This is a genomic window from Janthinobacterium sp. 64, assembly GCF_002813325.1.
Classification (GTDB): domain Bacteria; phylum Pseudomonadota; class Gammaproteobacteria; order Burkholderiales; family Burkholderiaceae_D; genus Janthinobacterium.
This window is the reverse complement of the sequence record NZ_PHUG01000001.1, coordinates 1,494,766-1,516,434: the sequence shown is the minus strand read 5'-3', so window position 1 is coordinate 1,516,434 and position 21,669 is coordinate 1,494,766. Positions and strand designations below refer to the sequence as shown.

The 21,669-nt window shown below is 63.8% G+C and carries 22 protein-coding genes and 2 tRNA genes; 17 read left to right on the top strand and 7 right to left on the bottom strand.

Features of this window, described 5'->3' with window-relative positions; translation table 11 throughout:
- Window positions 1-60 precede the first annotated feature (60 nt).
- The 11 genes from CLU91_RS06595 to CLU91_RS06545 all read left to right on the top strand — a co-directional run bounded on the left by CLU91_RS06595 (window position 61) and on the right by CLU91_RS06545 (window position 13,504).
- Complete coding sequence (locus CLU91_RS06595; RefSeq protein ID WP_100873514.1) at window positions 61-3,126, top strand: sensor histidine kinase; 3,066 nt, start codon at window positions 61-63, stop codon at window positions 3,124-3,126.
- A complete protein-coding gene (locus CLU91_RS06590) occupies window positions 3,123-5,288 on the top strand; it encodes a sensor histidine kinase (protein ID WP_100873513.1) in 2,166 nt (721 codons plus the stop codon). The genes CLU91_RS06595 and CLU91_RS06590 overlap by 4 nt, the downstream gene beginning before the upstream one ends.
- Window positions 5,289-5,463: 175 nt before the next feature.
- Complete coding sequence (locus CLU91_RS06585; protein WP_100873512.1) at window positions 5,464-7,674, top strand: two-component system response regulator; 2,211 nt, start codon at window positions 5,464-5,466, stop codon at window positions 7,672-7,674.
- Window positions 7,675-7,828: 154 nt separating this feature from the next.
- Window positions 7,829-8,671: an urease accessory protein UreD gene (locus CLU91_RS06580; RefSeq protein WP_100873511.1), complete on the top strand. Its 843-nt coding sequence runs from the start codon at window positions 7,829-7,831 to the stop codon at window positions 8,669-8,671.
- Window positions 8,672-8,712: 41 nt separating this feature from the next.
- The gene (locus CLU91_RS06575; RefSeq protein ID WP_034751936.1) at window positions 8,713-9,015 is read left to right on the top strand and encodes an urease subunit gamma; all 303 of its coding nucleotides are present in this window, start codon (window positions 8,713-8,715) and stop codon (window positions 9,013-9,015) included.
- A gap of 21 nt (window positions 9,016-9,036) precedes the next feature.
- On the top strand, window positions 9,037-9,366 hold the full coding sequence (locus tag CLU91_RS06570) for an urease subunit beta (RefSeq protein WP_035819980.1): 330 nt from the start codon (window positions 9,037-9,039) through the stop codon (window positions 9,364-9,366).
- A gap of 1 nt (window position 9,367) precedes the next feature.
- On the top strand, window positions 9,368-11,068 hold the full coding sequence (gene ureC / locus CLU91_RS06565; RefSeq protein ID WP_100873510.1) for an urease subunit alpha: 1,701 nt from the start codon (window positions 9,368-9,370) through the stop codon (window positions 11,066-11,068).
- Window positions 11,069-11,081: 13 nt separating this feature from the next.
- Window positions 11,082-11,606: an urease accessory protein UreE gene (gene ureE / locus CLU91_RS06560; protein ID WP_100873509.1), complete on the top strand. Its 525-nt coding sequence runs from the start codon at window positions 11,082-11,084 to the stop codon at window positions 11,604-11,606.
- The gene (locus tag CLU91_RS06555; protein ID WP_100876608.1) at window positions 11,606-12,286 is read left to right on the top strand and encodes an urease accessory protein UreF; all 681 of its coding nucleotides are present in this window, start codon (window positions 11,606-11,608) and stop codon (window positions 12,284-12,286) included. The genes ureE and CLU91_RS06555 overlap by 1 nt, the downstream gene beginning before the upstream one ends.
- Window positions 12,287-12,308: 22 nt before the next feature.
- Window positions 12,309-12,947, top strand: a complete 639-nt coding sequence (gene ureG / locus CLU91_RS06550; RefSeq protein WP_100873508.1) for an urease accessory protein UreG — start codon at window positions 12,309-12,311, stop codon at window positions 12,945-12,947.
- Complete coding sequence (locus CLU91_RS06545; protein WP_232730648.1) at window positions 12,944-13,504, top strand: HupE/UreJ family protein; 561 nt, start codon at window positions 12,944-12,946, stop codon at window positions 13,502-13,504. Before ureG ends, CLU91_RS06545 begins: the two co-directional genes overlap by 4 nt.
- A gap of 4 nt (window positions 13,505-13,508) precedes the next feature.
- Here the strand turns inward: CLU91_RS06545 and CLU91_RS06540 are convergent, their stop codons facing one another.
- Complete coding sequence (locus tag CLU91_RS06540) at window positions 13,509-14,120, bottom strand: 1-acyl-sn-glycerol-3-phosphate acyltransferase (RefSeq protein WP_100873506.1); 612 nt, start codon at window positions 14,118-14,120, stop codon at window positions 13,509-13,511.
- Window positions 14,121-14,370: 250 nt separating this feature from the next.
- On the opposite strand from CLU91_RS06540, the gene CLU91_RS06535 reads away from it, so the two are divergent.
- Window positions 14,371-14,592: a hypothetical protein gene (locus tag CLU91_RS06535; protein ID WP_157814629.1), complete on the top strand. Its 222-nt coding sequence runs from the start codon at window positions 14,371-14,373 to the stop codon at window positions 14,590-14,592.
- 51 nt (window positions 14,593-14,643) lie between these two features.
- Here the strand turns inward: CLU91_RS06535 and CLU91_RS06530 are convergent, their stop codons facing one another.
- From CLU91_RS06530 to CLU91_RS06520, 3 genes are all read right to left on the bottom strand, one after another.
- Window positions 14,644-15,708, bottom strand: coding sequence for an alkene reductase (locus tag CLU91_RS06530; RefSeq protein WP_100873504.1), 1,065 nt, complete (start codon window positions 15,706-15,708; stop codon window positions 14,644-14,646).
- Window positions 15,709-15,764: 56 nt separating this feature from the next.
- Window positions 15,765-16,061: an ArsR/SmtB family transcription factor gene (locus tag CLU91_RS06525; RefSeq protein WP_100873503.1), complete on the bottom strand. Its 297-nt coding sequence runs from the start codon at window positions 16,059-16,061 to the stop codon at window positions 15,765-15,767.
- A 137-nt stretch (window positions 16,062-16,198) separates the two neighbouring features.
- Window positions 16,199-16,561 carry a DUF1304 domain-containing protein gene (locus tag CLU91_RS06520; protein ID WP_442906416.1) on the bottom strand — a complete coding sequence of 121 codons (363 nt, stop codon included), beginning with the start codon at window positions 16,559-16,561 and terminating at the stop codon, window positions 16,199-16,201.
- 193 nt (window positions 16,562-16,754) lie between these two features.
- On the opposite strand from CLU91_RS06520, the gene sugE reads away from it, so the two are divergent.
- Complete coding sequence (gene sugE, locus CLU91_RS06515) at window positions 16,755-17,075, top strand: quaternary ammonium compound efflux SMR transporter SugE (protein ID WP_034783172.1); 321 nt, start codon at window positions 16,755-16,757, stop codon at window positions 17,073-17,075.
- Between the two features lie 23 nt (window positions 17,076-17,098).
- The gene (locus CLU91_RS06510; protein WP_099400615.1) at window positions 17,099-17,428 is read left to right on the top strand and encodes an SMR family transporter; all 330 of its coding nucleotides are present in this window, start codon (window positions 17,099-17,101) and stop codon (window positions 17,426-17,428) included.
- A gap of 161 nt (window positions 17,429-17,589) precedes the next feature.
- Here the strand turns inward: CLU91_RS06510 and CLU91_RS06505 are convergent, their stop codons facing one another.
- Window positions 17,590-18,552 (bottom strand): succinylglutamate desuccinylase/aspartoacylase domain-containing protein, encoded by a 963-nt coding sequence (locus tag CLU91_RS06505; protein ID WP_100873502.1) that lies wholly within the window; start codon window positions 18,550-18,552, stop codon window positions 17,590-17,592.
- Between the two features lie 138 nt (window positions 18,553-18,690).
- On the opposite strand from CLU91_RS06505, the gene CLU91_RS06500 reads away from it, so the two are divergent.
- The gene (locus CLU91_RS06500) at window positions 18,691-19,803 is read left to right on the top strand and encodes an acyltransferase family protein (RefSeq protein ID WP_100876606.1); all 1,113 of its coding nucleotides are present in this window, start codon (window positions 18,691-18,693) and stop codon (window positions 19,801-19,803) included.
- A 48-nt stretch (window positions 19,804-19,851) separates the two neighbouring features.
- On the opposite strand, the gene CLU91_RS06495 is transcribed toward CLU91_RS06500, so the two are convergent.
- Together CLU91_RS06495 and CLU91_RS06490 are read right to left on the bottom strand one after the other, a co-directional pair.
- The gene (locus CLU91_RS06495) at window positions 19,852-20,541 is read right to left on the bottom strand and encodes a tetratricopeptide repeat protein (protein WP_157814628.1); all 690 of its coding nucleotides are present in this window, start codon (window positions 20,539-20,541) and stop codon (window positions 19,852-19,854) included.
- Between the two features lie 139 nt (window positions 20,542-20,680).
- Window positions 20,681-21,145, bottom strand: coding sequence for a hypothetical protein (locus CLU91_RS06490; RefSeq protein WP_100873500.1), 465 nt, complete (start codon window positions 21,143-21,145; stop codon window positions 20,681-20,683).
- A 137-nt stretch (window positions 21,146-21,282) separates the two neighbouring features.
- Here CLU91_RS06490 and CLU91_RS06485 point away from each other — a divergent pair.
- A tRNA-Val gene (locus CLU91_RS06485) sits at window positions 21,283-21,359 on the top strand.
- Window positions 21,360-21,422: 63 nt separating this feature from the next.
- Window positions 21,423-21,499 (top strand) — tRNA-Val (locus CLU91_RS06480).
- Window positions 21,500-21,669 lie beyond the last annotated feature (170 nt).

Genomic DNA, 21,669 nt, shown 5'->3' with positions numbered 1-21,669 from the left:
TGATCAGCCAGCGCATGGGTGAAACATGGTGACAGGCGGGAGTGAGCATGGGCATGGCGAATGATGCGTGATGTGCCGGGCGGTGGGCAGGGCAGGGCAGCGGTGCGCCGCTGCTGCTGCGCATTGCTGCTGGCGTTCTGTGTCGCCGCCCCCTGCGCCGCCTTGCCGGCAGCAGCGCCCACCGTCGCACCGCCGCACCAGGGCCAGCGCGTGCTGTTCCTCAACGCCTACGACTATGGCCGCGCCGGCGTGGAATCGTACACGCGCACCTATGTGGCCGCCATGGCCGCCGCGGGCCTGGCCAGCGAAGACATCATGGTCGAGCACCTGAACCTCAATACCCAGGGCGACCCGGCGCTGCGCAACGAGATGCGTGATTTGTTGCTTTTGAGATACACCCAGATGATGGGGCGCAAGGCCGACCTCATCATCGCCATGCAGCAGCCCGCGCTCGATTTTTTGCTGTCGGACCTGGCGCCGCTGGCGCGCGGCGTGCCCGTGCTGGCGATTAACACCTCGGGCAGGGCCTTGCCGGCGGGCAGCCCGGCATCCATCTGGCAGCAAAAGGCGAATGTCGATTTTCCCGGCACGCTGGCGCAGGCCATGGCGCTGTTCCCGGAGACCAAAACCATCGTCATGGCCGTTGGCACCAGCGAGGCCGACCAGGCATTGAAGCGCAGCATGCAGCAGGCGGCGTTGGCGTGGCAGGGCAAGGTGGCCATGCGCTACCTCGATGACCTGACCCTGGCGCAGATGCGCGCGGCGGTGGCGCGCCTGCCCGCCGATAGCGTGCTGGTGGCGGGCACTGTCAACCGCGACGTCGACGGCGCCATCGCCACGCCGGTGCAGTTTGCCGGGGAACTGGCACGGCTGGCGAATGTACCTGCCTTTGGCATGTATAACGCGACGGTCGGCAAGGGCATCCTCGGTGGCTCCATCCTGCACATCGAACAGGCCGCGCAGCAGGTGGCGCAGCTGTCGCTGGCTGTGCTGGCGGGCAAGGCGCCCGCCGCGCCGGGCGCCTTGCTGCCGCCGGTCCGCCCGGTACCCATGTATGACTGGGAACAGCTGCAGCGCTGGGATGCCGACATCAGCCGCCTGCCGCCGCACACGCTGTTCTTCAACCGGCCGCCGCAACTGTGGCACGAACACCGCGTTGCCGTGCTGCTGGTGGGCGGCGTTTTCATCGTGATGGCCGGCTTGCTGAGCGCCTTGCTGCTGCAGCGGCGGCGCCTGCGCCGCGCCGAGAGCGAGGCGCGCGAGAGCGAGCAGCGCTTCCGCATCCTGGTCGAGCATGCGCCGGAAGCCATCCTGGTGTACGACCTGGACCTGGACCGCTTCGTCGACGCCAACAGCAGCGCGCAGCGCATGCTGGGCCTGTCGCGTGCAGCGCTGCTGGCGCGCGGGCCGTTCGACCTGTATACGGGCAAGCAGCCCGATGGCTTGCCGCTGGGGCTGATGATGGAAGAGCATCTGCGCCGCGCCATGCTGGGCGAGCCTGTCCTGGTGGAGCGCAATGTGCGGCGCGCGGACGGCAGCATTTTTCCCTGCGAGGTGCGGCTGGTCAAGTTGCCCATGGAAGGGCGGCGCCTGGTGCGCAGCGGCATCGTCGACATTTCCGAGCGCAAGCACAGCGAGCAGGAATTGCTCGGCTACCGCGACCACCTGGAAGAACTGGTGCAGCAGCGCACGGCGGCCTTATCGGTGGCCGTCACCGAGGCCGAATCGGCGAATCGCGCGAAAAGCGTCTTCCTGGCCAACATGAGCCACGAACTGCGCACGCCCTTGAATTCCGTGATCGGTTTTTCGCAGATGATGGCCGATTCGAGCAGCATGTTTGAGGAAGAAAAGCATAACCTGGCCATCATCAACCGCGCCGGCCACCATTTGCTCACCTTGATCAACGACATCCTTGAATTGTCGAAAATCGAAGCGGGCCGCATGCAGCTGCAAACGGGACCCGTGGACTTGAATGGCTTGCTCGACGAGGTGCTCGAGATGGTGCGCATGCGATCGAGCGACCAGGGCATCGCGCTGCAGATCGAACGTTCCGGCGTGCCGCCGCTGGTGCGCCTCGACGGCGCCAAGCTGCGCCAGGTGCTGCTCAATTTGCTGTCGAACGCGCTCAAGTTCATCGAGCAGGGCAGCGTGACCCTGTCGCTGGCGTGCCAGACGGCAGAAGGCGGGCAGGTGGCGCTGGCGTTTGCCGTGCGCGATACGGGCAGCGGCATTGCGCAAGCGGATCTGGAACGCATCTTTGAACCGTTCGTGCAGGCCGACAGCGCCGTGGCGCAAGCCGGCACGGGACTGGGGCTGACCATTTCGCGCGAATTCGTGCGCCTGATGGGCGGCGAGCTGCGCGTCGAATCGACCCTGGGGGCCGGCTCCGTGTTCCACTTCGATTTGCGCGCGCCCTGCGTGCAATGCCCTGCCGCCGCGCCGCTGGCGCCGGGCCGCGTGGCGCGCCTGCCGCCGGGCCAGCGCGGGCGCATGGTGCTGCTGGTCGATGATGATGACAACTGCCGCAAGCTGCTGGCCGGCTTGCTGGCGCCGCTGGGCTTCCAGCTGCGCGAAGCGGCGGGCGGCGTGCAGGCGCAAGCCATGCTGGCGGCGCAGCGCTACGACATCGTGCTGAGCGACTGGCGCATGCCCGACATGGATGGACTGGCGCTGACGCGCTGGCTGCGCGCGCAGCCGGCGCTGGTGCAGCCGCGCCTGGTGATCATGACCGCTTCCGCCTTCGAAGAAGAAAAGCAGGAGGCGCTGGCGGCCGGCGCCGACGGCTTCCTGCGCAAGCCGATCGAGCAGGAACACCTGTTCGCCATGCTGGAGCAGCAACTGGGTGTGCGCTTTCAGCGCACCGCCGGCGCGCCGCCGCGCGTACCGGCGCCGGCCTTTGATTTGCAGCAGGCGCTGGGCCAGCTGGGCGCAGCCGAGCGGCAGGCGCTGCTCGAATCCGTGCAAGCCCTCGATTTGCGGCGCAGCGCCATCGTGCTGGCTGGCGTGGCGACGGGCCTGCCGCAGCTGGCCGCGCACATCGCCGCCATGCTGGAACAGCACCAGTACCAGCCGCTGTGCGCCTTGCTGACGCAGCTGGCCAGCGAACCGCTGGGCGAAGACGCATGACGTTTCACGCACCCAAAGGCGCGCGCCTGGGCAGCGTGTCCATCGTGCTGGCCGTCAGCGTGGCGCTGACCTGCGTCGTCACCGCGCTGCTGCTGGTGTTTGCCGTGCTGTTTTACCAGTCCGAACGCGAGCAGCGCTGGCAGCAGCTGCATCGCAGTCTGGCCGTCAGCGCGGACCAGCTGGCCGTGGCCATCGAACTGCCCTTGTGGAATCTCGATGAAAAGCAGATGCAGGCCATCATGCGCAGCATGCTGGGCAAGCGCGACCTGGTGGCCAGCTCCCTCACGCCGGGCATCGGCAAGGAAGCGCTGGTCCTGCGCCGCACGGCGGCCGGCGCCATCGAGAGCTTTTCCTCGCTTGTCGCGGAGCCGGGCTGGCTGGTGCAGCGGCGCCCCGTGACGATGGGCGGACAAGTCATCGGCAGCGTGGCCGTGTATGCCACGCCGGCCCTGCTGCACGCGCAGCTGCGGCAGCGCGCGCTGGGCATCGGCGCCATGATCGTGGCGCTCGACGTCATCCTGGTGGCCAGCATCTGGCTGCTCATGTGGTGCCTGATGCTCAAGCCGTTGAAGGCCATCGGCCAGTATGCGGCCGGTGTCGAGGCGGGGCAGGGAGAAGCATTCGGCACGCAGCCGAAAGCGTGGTTCCTGGGCGAACTGCGCACCTTGTACCGCTCCATCCGCGACATGGTGGCGCTGCTCGACAGCCGCTACCGCGCCCTGCAGCGCAGCGAGGAGCGCGTGCAGATGGCGACGGGCGCGGCCAGCATCGGCATCTGGGACTGGAGCGTCAGCAGCGACGCATTGCAATGGGATGAACAGATGTACGCGCAGTTCAAGGCCGATGCGGCCAGCAGCATGTCGCCGGCGGCGATCTGGCGCGCGGCGCTGGTGCCGGACGACGTGCCGGCGGCCAAGGAGGCCCTGCGCGCCGCGCTGGGCGCCGGCCAGGCCTTCACGCACGAGTACCGCATCCTGTGGCCCGATGGCGCCATCCGCTACATCAAGGCCGATGCCGTGATCTTCCGCGACGGGCGCGGCTTGCCGATGCGCCTGGTGGGCTCGAACTACGACATCACGGCGCACCGCGAGGCCGAACTGGAACTGCTGCGCCACCGCCACCACCTGGAAGAACTGGTGGCCGAGCGCACGAGCGCCCTGTCGGTGGCCGTCAGCCAGGCGCAGGCCGCGAACCGCGCCAAGAGCACCTTCCTGGCGAACATGAGCCATGAACTGCGCACGCCCTTGAATTCCGTGATCGGTTTTTCGCGCCTGATGGCCGCCTCGCCCAACATGCAGGACGATGAAAAGCGCAACCTGGCCATCATCCACCGCTCCGGCAATCATTTGCTCACCCTGATCAATGAAATCCTCGAACTGTCGAAGGGCGAGGCGGGGCACCTGCAGGCGCAGACGGCCGTGGTGGCGCTGGCGCCCCTGTTGCAGGAGGTGATGGACATGCTGGGCATGCGCGCTGAGCAGCAGGGGCTGGCCCTGCGCCTCGATTGTGCGGACCTGCCGGCGGCGGTGCTGCTCGACGCGACGCGCCTGCGCCAGGTACTGCTGAATCTGATGTCGAATGCCGTCAAGTTCGCCGGCGGCGGCGAGGTCACCCTGCGCGTGCGCGGCGAGCGGCGCGATGGCGGGCTATGGATGCTGTCGTTCGCCGTCAGCGATACGGGCATCGGCATCGCGCCGGAAGACCAGCAGCGCATTTTTGAGCCCTTCGTGCAGGCCGACAGCGCGGGACCGAAGGATGGCACGGGCCTGGGTCTGGCCATTTCGCGCGAGTTCGTGCAGTTGATGAAAGGCGAACTGACGGTCGAATCGACGCCGGGGCAGGGCGCCACCTTCCGTTTCAGCATACCCGCGCAGGCGGCGCAGGCGCCACTGCAGGCTCCCGCGCCGCCGGCCATGCCGGCGCAGGCGGCAGTGCTGCCGGCACTGCAGGCGCAAGACTTGCTGCTGCTGACGGGAGAAGAGCGCGCCGCCTTGCTGGTGGCGCTGCGCGAATTGAACCTGGCCAGGGTGGCGCAGCTGCTGGCGGCCCTGCCGGCGGCAGCGGCGCCGTTGCTGGTGCCGCTGCAGGCCATGCTAGACCAGCACCAGTACCGTCAGCTGTGCGTCTTGCTGGAGAGCGAGGGCGCGCTGGCGCATACTTGAAAGTGTGGGCTGACAACATCGGATTCGCTGAAAAGACGGACTAAGTGCCGTGGATGGATGGTGCTAAATTGCAATAAAGATTATGATGATAGTACGTAGTTCATCGCAAAAGAAATGTCTTGTCCAGCGTGGCAACCGACCGCCGCGCCTCATCCAAAGCTGAGAGAACTGCTACATGCACCGCGATTTTTCGGAAGTGAATTCGAAGGGCGAAGTACTGATCGTTGAAGATACGCCGGCTTCGCTGAAGCTGTTGAGCGACTTGCTGGGCGGCGCCGGTTATGCCGTGCGCCAGGCGCCGAACGGTGAACTGGCCCTGTGGACGGCCCAGGCGCGTCCGCCCGAGCTGATCCTGCTCGACGTGCGCATGCCGGGTCTCGACGGCTTTGAAGTCTGTCGCCGTCTGAAGGAGATACCGTCCCTGCGCCAGGTGCCGGTGATCTTCCTGTCGGCCCAGTACGATACGGACGACAAGGTGCGCGGCTTTGCGCTGGGCGCCGTCGACTTCATCGCCAAGCCCTTCCAGGCCGAGGAAATCCTCGCCCGTACCGATGCGCACGTGCGCCTGGCGCGGGCGCAGCTGCAGCTGGCGCAGGAGCGCGCCAACCTGGAGCGCAGAGTGGCCGAACGCACGGCGGAACTGGAGCAGGTGGCCAGCACCCTGGCGCGCGAAGTGCAGATCCGCCGCGCCAATGAAGAATTGCTGCGCCTGTCGGGCCAGGTCTTCGAAGCGACCCAGGACGCCATTTTGATCACCGATGCGGCTGGCGTCATCGTCACCGCCAATCCCGCTTTTACACGCATCACCGGCTACGCGGCGCAGGAAGTGGTGGGCACGGACATCATGCGCCTGCACGCCGAATACACGGGCGAAGCGGTGCTGCTGGCCCTGCGCCAGGGCTTGCGCAGCAGCGGCTGCTGGTCGGGCGAGGTGCAGACGCGGCGCAAGAGCGGCGACACCTACCCCTGTCTGCTCAGCGTGTCCACCGTGCATGGCCCGGACGGCGCCGTCGTCAACTACGTGGGCGTGTTCCTCGACATCAGCGAGCGCAAGGCCGAGCAGCACCTGATCGATTTCCTGTCCTACCACGACGCGCTGACGGGCTTGCCGAACCGCGTGCTGCTGCGCGAGCGTTTCGAACAGGCGCGCGCCAACGCCGTGCGCGACGGCCAGCAAGTGGTGCTGATGTGCCTGGACCTGGACCGCTTCAAGAACATCAACGATTCGCACGGCCAGGCCGTGGGCGACAAGGCGCTGCAAGTGGTGGCGCGTTTCCTCTCCGGCTGCGTGCGCGAGGGCGACACCGTGGTGCGCCAGGGCGGCGACGAATTCCAGATCCTGCTGCAGGACGATGCCCTGCTGGGCCGGACCTTGGCGCTGGCGCAAACCATCCTGGCCGGCTTGCGCGAAGAGCTCAATGTCGATGGCGAGCGCCTGGCCCTGACGACCAGCATCGGCATCGCCATGTGCCCGGCCGACGGCGACAGCCTCGACGACGTGCTGCGCCACGCCGACACGGCCCTGGTGCGGGCCAAGGAAATGGGGCGCGACCATTACGCCTTCTTCACGGAGCGCATGGGCAGCGATATCCGCGCCCGCCTGGCGATGCAGCAGCAGCTGCGCGGCGCCATCTGCCGCGACGAATTCGCAGTGCATTACCAGCCGCAGATGTGCTTGCGCACGGGCGCCCTGCTGGGCGCGGAAGCCTTGCTGCGCTGGGATAATCCGGTGCTGGGCAAGGTGCCGCCGGGCCTGTTCATCGCGCTGGCCGAGGAATACGGCTTGATCACGGCCATCGGCGAATGGGTGCTCGAAGGCGTCTGCGCGCAGATCCGCGCCTGGCACGACGCGGGCCTGGGCAGCATCAAGGTGGCCGTCAACCTGTCCGGCAAACAGTTCGCGCAGGACCGCACGGTGCCGTTCGTCGAGGCGGTCTTGCGCAAATACGCCATCGCGCCCGCCTGCCTCGGCATCGAAATCACGGAAAGCACGGTGATGGGCGATCCGGACAAGGCCGTGGCGGCCCTCACGCGCCTGAAGGATATCGGCGTGGGCATTTCGCTCGACGACTTCGGCACCGGCTATTCCAGCCTGGGCTACCTGAAGCGTTTCCCCATCGACGTGCTGAAGATCGACAAATCCTTCGTCGACGACGTCACCACCAGCAGCAGCGACGCGGCCATCGCCCGCTCCGTCATCTCGCTGGCACACAATCTCGACATGCGCGTCATCGCCGAAGGTGTGGAAACGCGCGCGCAGGTCGACTTCCTGACGGAACACGGCTGCGATGAAATGCAGGGATATTTTTTCAGCCGCCCCCTGGCCGCCGAAGCCTTCACGGCCTTGCTGCGCGAACGGCGTACGCTGGCCGTGGCCTCAACATAAACGCTGCGGTGCGGCAGATGCACCATGCCGGTGCGTCCGCTGCTGCGCGGTGCACGATTCTCACTTTTTCTTCCCCTGACGCTGGCACATATCCTGCTTAGGTAATCGCTTATTTACGCGATTGCCCCGCATGCCAGACAGACCCCATCCAGCCATGCCTTCACAGCCCAGCGCGCACGGCGCCTGGCAGGCGCATTTGCGCCTGGGTTTTGCGCTGCACGATGGCGTCAGCCGCCTCGTCGAGCGTACGCACAGCGGCCCCTTGCGCGTGCAAAAGCCGCTGTATCCGGAAGGTGAGGCCGTCTGCCACGCCATCATCATTCATCCACCCGGCGGCGTGGTCGGTGGCGACCAGCTGGCCGTCGACGCCACCGTGGGCGCAGGCGCGCATGCCTTGCTCACGTCGCCGGGCGCGGCCAAGTGGTACCGCGCGAATGGCCACGTCTCGGGCCAGCACATCGTGCTGCGCGCAGGCAGGGGCGCTGCCATCGAGTGGCTGCCGCAGGAAAGCATCTTCTTCGACCAGGCGTGCGTGCGCCTGCGCCACGAGGTGGAACTGGCGGTCGACGCCAGCTACATCGGCTGTGACATCGTCTGCCTGGGGCGCAGCGCCTCGGGAGAAATTTTCAATACGGGCAGCATCAGCCAGCAGGTGCAGATCCGCCGCGGCGGCAAGCTGCTGTGGTGGGAGCAGGGCGTACTGGCGGCCGGCGGCGCGCTGATGGCCAGCCCGCTGGGCCTTGGGGGGCACACGGTGTGCGCCACCCTGATCGCCGTCGGCGCACCCGTTTCTCCCTCCGTGCTGGCGGCCGTGCGCGAGATCGGCGTGCCGGCCGGCGCCGTGTTTGGCGCCACGCACATGAAATCGCTGGTGGTGGTGCGCCTGCTGTGCGGCGACAGCGAGGCGGCGTGCCGCGTCATGCTGGTCGCCTGGCAGCTGCTGCGCCCCGCCATGCTGGGACGCGACGCCGTCGTGCCCCGCATCTGGAACACTTAGCATCTGGAACACTTAATCAGGAAAGAAGCACAAGGAAAAACATGGACCTGACTCCCCGCGAAAAAGACAAGCTGCTCATTTTTACGGCCGCGCTGCTGGCCGAACGTCGCCTGGCGCGCGGCTTGAAGTTGAACTATCCGGAAGCGGTGGCCCTGATCAGCGCGGCCATCATGGAAGGCGCGCGCGATGGCAAGTCGGTGGCGCAGCTGATGTCGGACGGGACAAAAATTCTCTCGCGCGCCGACGTCATGGATGGCATCGCCGAGATGATCCCCGACATTCAGGTGGAAGCGACCTTCCCCGATGGCAGCAAGCTGGTGACCGTGCACCACCCGATACCGTAGTCTTTTGAGAAGGAGCCCCGCATGACCCCAGGCGAATACCAATTGGAAGAAGGCGAAATCAGCTTGAATGCCGGGCGCGCCACGGCCACCGTGGTGGTGGCCAACCGGGGCGACCGGCCGATACAGGTCGGCTCGCACTTCCACTTTTTTGAAGTCAACCCGGCGCTGGCCTTCGAGCGCTGGCGCGCCTACGGCATGCGCCTGAACATCACTGCCGGCACCGCCGTGCGTTTCGAGCCGGGCCAGCAGCGCACGGTGGAACTGGTGGCGCTGGCGGGCGAGCGCAAGGTCTACGGCTTCAATGGCGCAGTGATGGGCGAACTGCAAGACACACCACCGGGAAAGGATTGAGATGGCCAGCATTCCCCGCAGCGCGTATGCCGAGATGTTCGGCCCCACCAAGGGCGACCGCATCCGCCTGGCCGACACGGAACTGTTCATCGAGATCGAGCATGACTATGCGATCTACGGCGAAGAAGTGAAATTCGGCGGCGGCAAGGTGATCCGCGACGGCATGGGCCAGTCGCAGCGCTGCGCGGCCGAGGTGATGGATACCGTCATCACGAATGCCGTCATCCTCGATCACTGGGGCATCGTGAAAGCCGACATCGGCCTGAAAAACGGGATGATCTTCGGCATCGGCAAGGCGGGAAACCCGGACATCCAGCCTGGCGTGACCCTGGCCATTGGCGGCGCCACCGAGATCATCGCCGGCGAGGGCCTGATCGTCACGGCCGGCGGCGTCGACACGCACATCCACTTCATCTGCCCGCAGCAGATCGAGGAAGCCTTGATGAGCGGCGTGACCACCATGCTGGGCGGCGGCACGGGGCCGGCCGTGGGCACGGCCGCCACCACCTGCACGCCGGGACCGTGGCATTTGCACGCCATGCTTGCGGCGGCCGACGCCTTCCCGATGAACCTGGGCTTCATGGGCAAAGGTAACGTCAGCTTGCCGCTGCCGCTGGAGGAGCAGGTGCGCGCGGGCGCCATCGGCCTGAAACTGCACGAAGACTGGGGCAGCACGCCGGCCGCCATCGACAATTGCCTGTCGGTGGCCGACCGCATGGATATCCAGGTGGCGCTGCACAGCGATACCCTCAACGAAGGCGGCTTCCTCGAACACACGCTGGCCGCCTTCAAGGACCGCACCATCCACACTTTTCATACGGAGGGCGCGGGCGGCGGCCATGCGCCCGACATCATCGCCGCCGTCGGCCAGTCCAACGTGCTGCCTTCGTCGACAAATCCCACACGCCCGTTCACCGTCAACACGCTCGACGAGCACCTGGACATGCTGATGGTATGCCACCACCTGGATCCGGCGATTGCCGAAGACGTGGCGTTTGCCGAGTCGCGCATCCGCCGCGAAACCATCGCGGCGGAAGATATTTTGCACGACATCGGCGCCATCTCGATGATGTCGTCCGACTCGCAAGCCATGGGGAGAGTGGGCGAAGTGATCATGCGCACCTGGCAGACGGCGCACAAGATGAAGGTGCAGCGGGGACCGCTGGCGCCCGACACGGCGCGCAGCGACAACTTCCGCGCCAAGCGCTACATCGCCAAGTACACGATCAACCCGGCCATCACGCACGGGATTTCGCACGTGGTGGGCTCCATCGAGGCGGGCAAGATCGCCGATATCGTGCTGTGGAAACCGGCCTTCTTCGGCGTCAAGCCGTCGATGATTTTAAAAGGCGGCATGATCGCGGCCGCGCAGATGGGCGACCCGAACGCCTCGATTCCCACGCCGCAGCCCGTGCACTACCGCATGATGTTCGGCGCCTTCGGCGGCGGCCTGAAAAAGTCGTTTACGTTTGTCTCGCAGGCGGCCTATGACCTCGATATCGGGCATCAGCTGAAACTGAACAAATCCGTCATCGCCGTGAAGAACATGCGCAGCTTGCGCAAGCACGACATGATCCACAACAGCGCCACGCCGCACATGGAAGTGGACCCGGAAACCTACGCCGTGCGCGCCGACGGCCAGCTGCTCGTGTGCGAAGCGGCCGCCGTGCTGCCCATGGCGCAGCGTTATTTTCTATTTTAAGCGGGAGACAAGCATGCTCACATTGCATACTAAACTGGGAGCGGACGATGACCGCGCGCCGTTCGCGCAACTCGTGCTGCCCTATGACCAGCGCGAAAAATGCCGGTTGCGCGCCGTGCTGTCGAATGGCGACGAGGTGGCCGTGTTCACCGTGCGCGGCACGGTGCTGCGCGACGGCGAGCACATGACGGGGCCGGAAGGGCAGGTGGTGCGGATCGTCGCCGCGCGCGAACCGACCTACCTGGTGCAGTGCGCCGATGCGCACACCCTGCTGCGCTGCGCTTTTCATTTGGGGAACCGCCACACGCAGGCGCAGGTGGGCGACGGCTTTTTGCGCATCCGCAAAGACCCCGTTTTAAAAGAGATGCTGCAAGGCTTGCAGGCGAGCGTGACGGAAGAAAGCGCGCCGTTCGAGCCGGAGGCGGGCGCCTACGGCGGCGGCCATGGCCACCACGACGGCCACGGCCAGCACTTGCTGGCACCCGTGCCGCTGCGGCAGAAGATCCACCGTCCCGGCGATGTGCCAGGCGCTGCATGATGCAGGCCTCGGCCCTGCTGCACTTGCTGCAGTTCGCCAGCCCGGCCCTGCCGATTGGCGCCTACAGCTATTCGCAGGGGCTGGAAGCGGCGCTCGAATCCGGCCTGGTGCACGACGCGGCCACGGCGCGCGCATGGATCGCCGAGCATCTGAAATTGGTGGTGGCGCGCTGGGAAGCGCCGCTGTGCTGGCGCTTGATGCAGGCATTTGAAGAACAGGATCTGTGCGCCGTGCAGTGCTGGAGCGAGCGTTTCATCGCCTCGCGCGACACGGCGGAATTTCGCGCCGAAACCATCCAGATGGGCTATTCCTTGACCAAATTGCTGGCCGAGCTGGGAGTGGCCGACGGCGTGCTGATCGACATGCTGCAGGGCCTGCCGGAAGTGGCCCTGCCGACCGCGTATGCCTGCGCCGTGGCGGCGCTGGCCATTCCGCGCGAAGAGGCGCTGCTGGCCATGCTGTTTGCCTGGGCGGAAAACCAGGTGCTCGTCTGCGTGAAATCCGTGCCGCTGGGGCAGGTGGCGGGCCAGCGTTTGCTGCTGTCGCTGCGGCCGGAACTGGAAGCGGCGGCGCTCACGGCGCAAACGTTACCAGACGACGAGATGGGCAACTGGGCGCCCGGCCTGTCGCTGCTGTCGATGCGCCACGAAGTGCAGTACAGCCGCCTGTACCGTTCCTGAATCATTCTATGAGAGAGCAAACATGACATCGATCACCTCCAATCCGCTGCGCGTGGGCATCGGCGGGCCCGTCGGCTCGGGCAAGACGGCCCTGTGCGAAATGCTGTGCAAGGGCATGCGCGAACGCTACGACATGGCCGTCATCACGAACGACATCTATACCAAGGAAGACATGGAAATCCTGCTGCGCGCCGACGCCTTGCCGGCCGAGCGTTTGATGGGCGTGGAGACGGGCGGCTGCCCGCACACGGCCATCCGCGAAGACGCGTCGATCAACCTGGAAGCGATCGCGCGCATGCAGGCAGATTTTCCGCATCTCGACTTGATCCTCGTCGAATCGGGCGGAGACAATCTGGCTGCCACCTTCAGTCCGGAACTGTCGGATCTGACGATTTATGTGATCGACGTGGCAGGTGGCGAAAAGATCCCGCGCAAGGGCGGGCCCGGCATTACGCGCTCCGATTTACTCATTATCAACAAGACGGACCTGGCGCCGTATGTGGGCGCCAACCTCGATGTGATGGCGCAGGACGCCAGGCGCATGCGCGGCGAGCGCCCGTTTGTGTTTACCAACTTGCGCAGCGGCGACGGCGTGCAGGTGGTCATCGATTTTATCCGCGAGCAAGGTTTGCTCGATCAACCCGGCAAGGAGCTGCAATGAGCGCAAGACTGATGACAAAAACGGCCGCCGTGGCGGTGCTATGCCTGCTGGCTTTGCCGGCGATGGCCCACCCCGGCCATGGCGACAGCGTGGGTTTTCTGGCCGGCTTCGCCCATCCGTTCACGGGCATCGACCATTTGCTGGCCATGCTGGGCGTGGGTATCTGGGGCGGCCAGCAGCGCCGCGGGCTGGGCCTGAGCGCCATGTTTCTCGGCATGATGCTGCTCGGCGCGCTGGCCGGCATGGCCGGATTGACGGTGCCGGGGCTGGAAACGGGCATCGCTGCCACGGTGGCGCTGGCAGGGTTGGCCATCGCGCTGGCGCTGGCCTTGCCGAACTGGCTCGGCATGCTGCTCGTGGGCGTGTTTGCGCTGGCGCATGGCAATGCGCATGGCCAGGAATTGCCGACTGCCTCGGCCGCGTGCGGCTTCCTGCTGGCCTCGGCTATTCTGCTGTGCGCGGGACGTTTTATTGGCCAGGTACTGGCCGAGCGCATGCTGCGCGTGGCCGGCATGGCCTTGACGGCCGCCGGCGTGGTGTTGATGGGCGTTGCTTAATCGCTTAAGCGCCGGGGCGCTTGTCGGACAGCACGATGGGCGCCGCCTTTTCCGGGTGCAAGCCCTGATGGCCCGCATACACGGCGGCAATCGCCGCCATGTCGGCCTCCTTGTCGCCCGTCAAGTACAAATGGTCGACGACGCCCAGCACCTTGTTCGGGTAGTCGATATACACCAGCAACAGCGGCACCTTGGCCGCCAGGGCCAGGTGATAAAAGCCGCTTTTCCAGTTCGGACGGTAGCTGCGCGTCGCTTCCGGCGTGATGGCCAGCCAGTACCAGTCGGCGGCCAGCATGCGCTCGGCCTGACGGCCAATCGTGCCGCTGGTGGTGCTGCGGTCGACCGGTTCGCCACCGAGGTAGCGCAGCACCTTGCCCATCGGGCCGCGGAACAGCGAATCCTTGGCCAGCCAGCGGAACGGCAGCGACAGCGCCCATTTGCCGAACAGGCCCACCATGAAATCCCAGTTCGATGTGTGCGGGTAGACGACGACGATGCCGCGCGGCCCCGGCAAGGGGCGGAAGCGCAGGCGCCAGCCAAACAGCTGCAGCACGCGCAGCGCGCAGCGCTGGCGCCAGGTCGGCAAGTCGCCCGCTTGTACAAATAAATCGTCCATTGATACCCTTCAGTGACACTGTTCTTGATCGGATGGCGCTGCTGGCCATTTTCCTTGAAGCAAAAATTCTGCGCAGGCATTTTATACGGGGCTGGCGGTGGCGACAAGCAGCCGAGGCCGCTATTCATGCGGTGTCGGGCTGGCTGTTGCTGCTATTTTAACGATGCTTTGCCATTGTGGCGGGCACTAAATGCACACAATGTGGTCAAAACTTGATGCAGCATTGATCCACCCGACAGGGAGCGATGGCATGAAAAACAGTATTGAGGAACTAGCTGGAGAGAATGTCCGAACGGACACAGCGATGGCCGAGCTCGTCGAGCGTGGCGTGGCGTTTCATCACGCGCTGGGCCGGACGGTGGCGACAGCCTACTTGCGCGAGCACGCTGTGCCGGCCGAGGTGATACGCCGCGTTTTCAGCAGCGTGCAGGCGCGCCGTCCGGCCCGGCCGGCACGGCGCCGATGGCGCTGAAGGGCAGGCGACAGCGACTAAGTGCCGCCGCTGCGCCCGGAGTGCTGTTGTTTAAGCCAGTGCCGCCAGTGCCGGGTAGTCCGTGTAGCCGCTCGCATCGGGTGCGTACAGCGTATCCGGGTTCAGGGGATTCAAGGGCGCGCCGCTGTGCAGGCGGATGGGCAGGTCGGGGTTGGCGATGAACCACAGGCCAAAGGCCACGGCATCGGCTTCGCCCTTGGCGAGCAGAGCTTCTGCCGCCGCCTTGTCCATTTTCTCGTTAGCAATATACACGCCGCCGAATTCCTGCTTCAGGTACGGGCCCAGACGGTCGTCACCGAGCGCTTCGCGTGCGCAAATGAAAGCGATGCCGCGCTTGCCCAGTTCGCGCGCCACGTAGCCAAAGGTGGCGCGCGGATCGGAATCGCCCATGTCGTGCGCGTCACGGCGCGGCGCCAGATGCATGCCCACCTTGTCCGCACCCCACACGGCTATGCAGGCATCCGTCACTTCCAGCATCAAGCGGGCGCGGTTTTCTATCGAACCGCCGTAGTTGTCGGTGCGCAAGTTGGTGCTGTCTTGCAGGAACTGGTCGAGCAAATAGCCGTTGGCGCCGTGGATTTCCACGCCGTCAAAGCCCGCTTTTTTCGCATTCTCGGCGCCCAGGCGGTAAGCGGCCACGATGCCGGGAATTTCTTCGGTGTCCAGTGCGCGTGGCGTGACGAATTCCTGTTGCGGGCGCACCAAGCTGACGTGGCCGGCCGGCCTGATGGCGCTGGGTGCCACGGGCAAGTCGCCGTCGAGGAACAGGGGCGCGGAAATGCGGCCCACATGCCACAGTTGCAGCACGATCAGGCCGCCGGCATCGTGCACTGCCTTCGTGATGTGTTTCCAGCCTTCCACCTGTTCATCGGACCAGATGCCTGGCGTATCGGCATAGCCCACGCCTTGCGGCGTGACGGCCGTCGCTTCCGAGATGATCATGCCGGCCGAGGCGCGCTGCGTGTAGTACTCGGCCATCAGGGCGTTGGGCACGCGGCCCGGGTTGCCGGCGCGCGAGCGCGTCAGCGGCGCCATGATGATGCGGTTTTTCAGTTGCAGGCTGCCGATGGTGATGGGGTCGAATAAGGTTGCCATGGTTGCTATCTTTCCTGTCGAGAGTGCCGCGCGCGGCGATGTGGATGGGATTGCTGTTACAAACCTTGCTGCATGTGGTCGAGAAAGGCCTCGATGGTGGCTTCGTGGCGTTTAAAAAAGCTCCATTGGCCAACTTTTCTTGCTGAAATCAAATCGGCCTTTTGCAAGGTGGCCAGGTGAGCCGAGACCGTCGATTGCGACAGACCCAGCTTGCGGTCGATCAGCCCGGCACAGACGCCGAAGTCGAGCGGATGCTCTTGCTGCGCGAAATGCTGCTCCGGCTCCTTCAGCCATTGCAGGATCTGTCGCCGCACGGGATTGGCCAGCGCCTTGTGGATGGCGTCGATGTCCATGGTGTTTCTCCTGATTGATGTTCGTCTGTAGGCGATATGTATATCGCTTTTTGTGAATTTCAATATCGCCATATTACGATATAAATAAAAAACGTGCTGGCGGCGTGGATTTTTCAAGCAGGGCCGCCCGGCAGGGATCAGGCGAAGTGGAACAACAGCAGGGCGATGACGGCGGGCACCGTTTGCAGGTAGAGGATGCGCGTCATGACAGTCACTGCGCCCCACACGCCAGCCACGGCGATGCAAGCCAGGCCGAAGACGGTGAACGCATGGGCGATGGCCGCGTCCGGGTGAAAAAAGCCCAGCGCCAGCGCCGCGACGAGAAAACCGTTGTAGCAACCCTGGTTCGACATGGCGGGACGCACGATCTCCGCCTTTTCCTTGGACAGGCCAAACACCTTGCGTCCGCGCACATCGAACAGCACGGTTTCCAGCAGCACGATGTAAACGTGCAGCAGCAGGATGAGGGCGGTAAGGATTTGGGCCAGAAGTAGCATCATTGTTCCCGAGAGTGATTGGATGCAGCAATTATGCTGCCATCAGCCTGTTTTTTGGCAACATCACCAGAAAAAATGTTCTAGCGGCAAGAGTTTTTACCCAATGGTATACTTTTCCTTTTGCTCCTGTGGGGACGACCCCGCTCGATGTGGGGGCTGCATGGCGGGGACGACCCTGCCGCCTCAGGAGAAATAGATGGCGTGGATCATTCTGGTATTGGCGGGCTTGCTGGAAATCGGCTGGGCCATCGGCCTCAAATACAGCGCGGGGTTTACCCGCCTCGTGCCGTCCGTATTGACCGCCATTTCCATGCTGGGCAGCGTGGTGATGCTGGGTCTGGCCTTGCGCACCTTGCCTCTGGGCACGGCCTACGCCATCTGGACGGGCATCGGTACCGTCGGCACGGCCATCTTCGGCATCATGGTGCTGGGCGAACCGGCCAGCGCCGCGCGCATTGCCTGCATCGCCCTGATCGTGTCCGGGATCCTGGGCTTGAAATTGCTCAGCCCTCAATAAAGGTTGCCAGCATGAGTCTTGCCATGACGTATTTCTACCTGGGCATCGCCATCATCGCCGAAGTGATCGCCACCAGCGCCTTGAAGGCGTCCGAGGGCTTCAGCCGTTTGTGGCCCAGTGTCATCACCGTGGTCGGCTACAGCATCGCCTTCTGGTGTTTGTCGCTGACCTTGAAGGTCATTCCTACCGGTATCGTGTATGCGATCTGGTCCGGCGTGGGCATCGTGCTCATTTCCGCCGTGGGCTGGTTCTGGTTCAAGCAAAGCCTCGACACGCCGGCCTTGATCGGCCTGGGGCTGATCATTGCCGGCGTGCTGGTGATTAACCTGTTTTCAAAATCCGTCGGGCACTAGGAGCCTATCCCAGTAGATGAATACATCCCCTGCTGGCGCCCCTCAGAAGCGGGGACTGCGTTGATCGTCGTCGCGTGGCTCGCCACGCGTCCTCCTCACGCCTTGTCCGCGCTCCTGATGAACTACCAGCAGATGACGCTCCCTACTGGAATAGGCTCTAATCAAAAACTGCTGGCGACCCGCGCCAGGTAATACCACTCGGCATTGGCTTGCGCGTTGACGTCCGGGAACAGGATGTAGGCGTCGAATTCGGCCCTCACGGGCGTGCCGTCCGCGCGCACGCCGATCTGCTCGCCCTGTTTCACCTTGTCAAAGCTGGACCAGGTCTTGATGAAGCGGTCGCCCGCATCGAGCTTGTCGTGCACGACGACCATGTTCAGCGCTTCCATGTCGGCGTCGGCGATGGCTTCCGGCTGTGGCGCGTCGATGAAACCGAGGAAGGCCAGCGTGTTCATGATGGCGCGGTAGGCCACGTCCGGCGCGGCCGGGTCCGCGTGCTGGCCGCATTCCAGGGTCAGGGCGTAGCCGCCCGTCGAGCGCATGTATTCCGTCGTGCCCACGCCATAGCGCAAGACCATGCCTACTTGGTCGCTGCTGCCCAGGCGGCGCTGTACGCCGGCGCCATACGTTTGCAGCCAGCCGTCGACGAAGCGGCGCACGCCCAGGCGGCGCGCCAGCGCGCGTTCCTTGTCTTCATGTTGAAACGGTTGCAGCGGGCCATCGTTGTTGCGTGGCCCCACCATGACGAAGGGCTGGCTGTCGGCATTGAACGAGTGCAAGTCGAGCAGCACGTCGTGCTGGCCCAGCAGCGGGCACAGCCAGTTGGCGATGCGGTCTTCGAAATCTTGCGGATGGTCGTTCGGGAACAGGTTGCGGTTCAGGTTGCGGTCGCCGCTGCGCACACCCTTGGCGTAGGCCAGCGGGTTGGTGATGGGCACGAAAGTGACGCTGCCGGCCACGATGGAGAGGGCGCCGCTGTCGAGTTCAGCCATCACGCGGTGGATGCCCTTGGTGCCGCAGGTTTCATTGCCGTGCACGGCGCCGGTGACGATCAGGCGCGGGCCGCTGCCCTGGCCCGTGTAGTTGATGGACTTGAAGTGGAGTGCGCTGCTCATGCTGGACATATCCTATGCTGTTGCGGGAAGGGAAAGCGGGGTCGGCATATTTTAGCGGGATTCGTCGTGCACGCTTGCAAAAAGTTGGCCATGGCAAGGTGCGGCGTGGCATGATCGGCGCCACCGTTGTTTTCCCTTGCCGATTTCATGCCGTCCTCTTCACCTTCTTCGCGCCTGTATGGCCTCGATACCTTGCGCGCGCTGGCCATCGTGCTCGTCTTCATGAACCATTATCTGCTGTTCGTCAGCGAGGGCGGGGCGTTTGGTTTCTGGGGAGAAATCGGCTGGGTCGGCGTGGACCTGTTCTTTGCCCTCAGTGGCTATCTGATCGGCAACCAGATTTTTGCGGCCTTGCGCAGCGAGCACGGCTTTTCCTTGCCGCGTTTCTATGCGCGGCGCTTCCTGCGCACCTTGCCCAGTTTCTATGCCGTGCTGGCGCTGTACTATCTGTGGCCCGCGTTTCGCGGCGAGAGTGCGCTGCTGCCGCTGTGGAAATTCCTGACCTTTACGCAAAACATCAACCTGACGCCGGGCACGGCGTTTTCGCATGCGTGGTCGCTGTGCGTGGAAGAACAGTTCTATGTGTTGCTGCCGGCCGTGGCGCTGCTGATCGCCGCTTGCCGCAAGTCGCAGCTGTGGGCGTGGCTGGCCGTGGTCGCCAGCTTGATCGTCGGCATGTTGCTGCGCGCGTATTTGTGGGATGAATATGTGCAAGTGCCGCATGGCGGCCTCGGCTATTACAAGTATATTTATTACGCGTCGTGGTGCCGCTTTGACGAGCTGGTGGCGGGCGTGGCGCTGGCGCTGCTGAAGAATTACCACCCCATCGCCTGGTCGCGCCTCACGTCCTACGGCAACCGCACCTTGCTGGCGGGAATCGCTGCCACGGCACTGATGTTTTATGTGTTTCTTACCGATCACTATGCTTATTGGGTGACCGTGCTCGGCTATCCGGCCCTGGCGGCCAGTTTTACTTTATTGCTGATCGCGGCGCTCAGTCCCGCCAGTGCCTTGTATCAACTGCGCGTGCCGGGCGCGGCCAGCCTGGCGCTGTGGTCGTATGCGATTTATTTGCTGCACAAGCAGCTGTGCATCCTGCTGCGCCCGCTCTTGCAGGATATCGGTTACGGGCCGGATAGCCTGGGTGCCATGCTGGTGATGATTATTCTCAGCATTGCCACGGGCTGGCTTTTATATGCATTGGTGGAAACGCCGTTCATGCGCTTGCGGGCGCGCTATGTGCCGGCTAATCACCGCTGAGGTACGGCGTTTCCCGCAGTGGACTTTACTAAGGCTGCACATGCCTGTTTAACGCCAGCCAAAGCCCGAGCTGGAGCCAGCCCTCGTGCCGGCACAGCAAAATATATCGTCGAATCTTTCAACGGATTTCATTTTTTCAAACAAGCTGGTCTTGAGTATTTCTCCCTTTTCTTTCTCACTTTTGCTCATGTGAGATAGTGCCTCATTGATTTGTGGCCAATCGCAAAATGTGTCATGTGGCGCGCAAAAAGAGTGCCATGCATAGGCCTCGGCAATATCGTAAACCTTGGACTTTTTGTCCACGTAGTACAGGAGGACGTTCATCTCTGCCTTTGCAAATCCCCGCTCCGCAGCGCCGCGAAATAATTGCAGCAAGTCCGCATCGCGCGCGCCTCCGCGGAGCTGCAAGACGGTGGCAAGGTGGAACATGGATGGCGGGAAAAATTTCGCCGCGGATTTTGATAGGTAGAACACCGCAGTGTCGAGGTCACGGTCCTCGCAAGCGCCGAGGTACGCCTTCATACCCATCAAGTGCTGAGCCTGCGTATCGCCGCTGTCGGCGCGCGTCTTGACGAGTGTGTGTGATTCAGTGCTGCAATCTTGCGGCAATGCCTCTACGATACGCTGGCTCGCAGGTGTCTGCACATCTTCTGCGCCAGCTACGCCTGGACCAGCCGTGGCGCCAATCAAGAGGGCACATTGCAGCGACATGGCGATCTTGGTTGAAAGTTTCTTCATTGTCTCTCCTGGTCTGATGGTCATTTCAAATGGCGTGCTGTCGGTGTTGTAGGCCGGCATCATTGTTTTTGGAATGTACAGGAAGCTGCTACGACGAAATTGACGTGGCGCATCTGACCGGCAAGTTCGCAGGAGCAAATTACATATCGATCACGTCCAGTCCCCGTGGCGTGCCCACCAGCAATTCCAGAATCGCATGCACGCGCAGATTCGTGTCTTCGTGTTCCGTGTTATAGATCAGGGCGCGCAGGCCGGGCACGGCTTCCGCGATGTGATCGCTGGCATAGGCGTTGATCAATAACAAGACGAGGTCCGTGGCGCCCGCGCCGGGCTGGCGCCGCAGCCGGTCGTGGATCACGTTCAGCAGCGCGCGCTGCATGCGCGGCGTGGGATTGCTGATATAGGCGAAGACGCTCGGCGTGTTGGCGATGGCCGCGCAGATGCGCCGCTCGATCTCGTCGGGCTTCACGTCGGAGGCGATATCGAAATACGCGGCGTCCCAGCGCGTGCGTGCATACGGGTGGCCGGGCGGGAAGGAGTCGGCCGTTTCAAAACCGCAGATGCGGCTCAGGGTTTTCAGCCAGGCTAATATGGTGGAGTTCATGCCGCGATTCTAGCGGCATTCCAGGCGCTGCGGGCTCCCTCTATATAAAGGGAGCTGACGCCCGGAGAACTGATTAAAGTTTCCTGTAAAACAGCCCTTGTCATTCTGGGAAAGCCTCTCTATAATGCTGGTCTTCGGGGCGGTTAGTTCAGCTGGTTAGAATACTTGGTCGACATCCAAGGGGTCGGGGATTCGAATTCCTCACCGCCCACCAGAATTTGGCAGTAGATGGTTTTAAAGACGATTGCTGATGCAGTAATCGATAAAAAAGTTTTACGGGCGGTTAGTTCAGCTGGTTAGAATACTTGGTCGACATCCAAGGGGTCGGGGATTCGAATTCCTCACCGCCCACCAGAATGCAGTTAGAGAGAAAGGGTAAACCGGTTATGACACCGCGAACTACTACCAAGCTTTGGGAGTGACGCTAGTCGAACGGGTTTCCTTTGTCTCAAGAAAGTGAAAAACGCGGCTAGTCCGCGTTTTTTTGCGTCTGCGTTTTCCTTTCAGTTATTTTACCCATCACA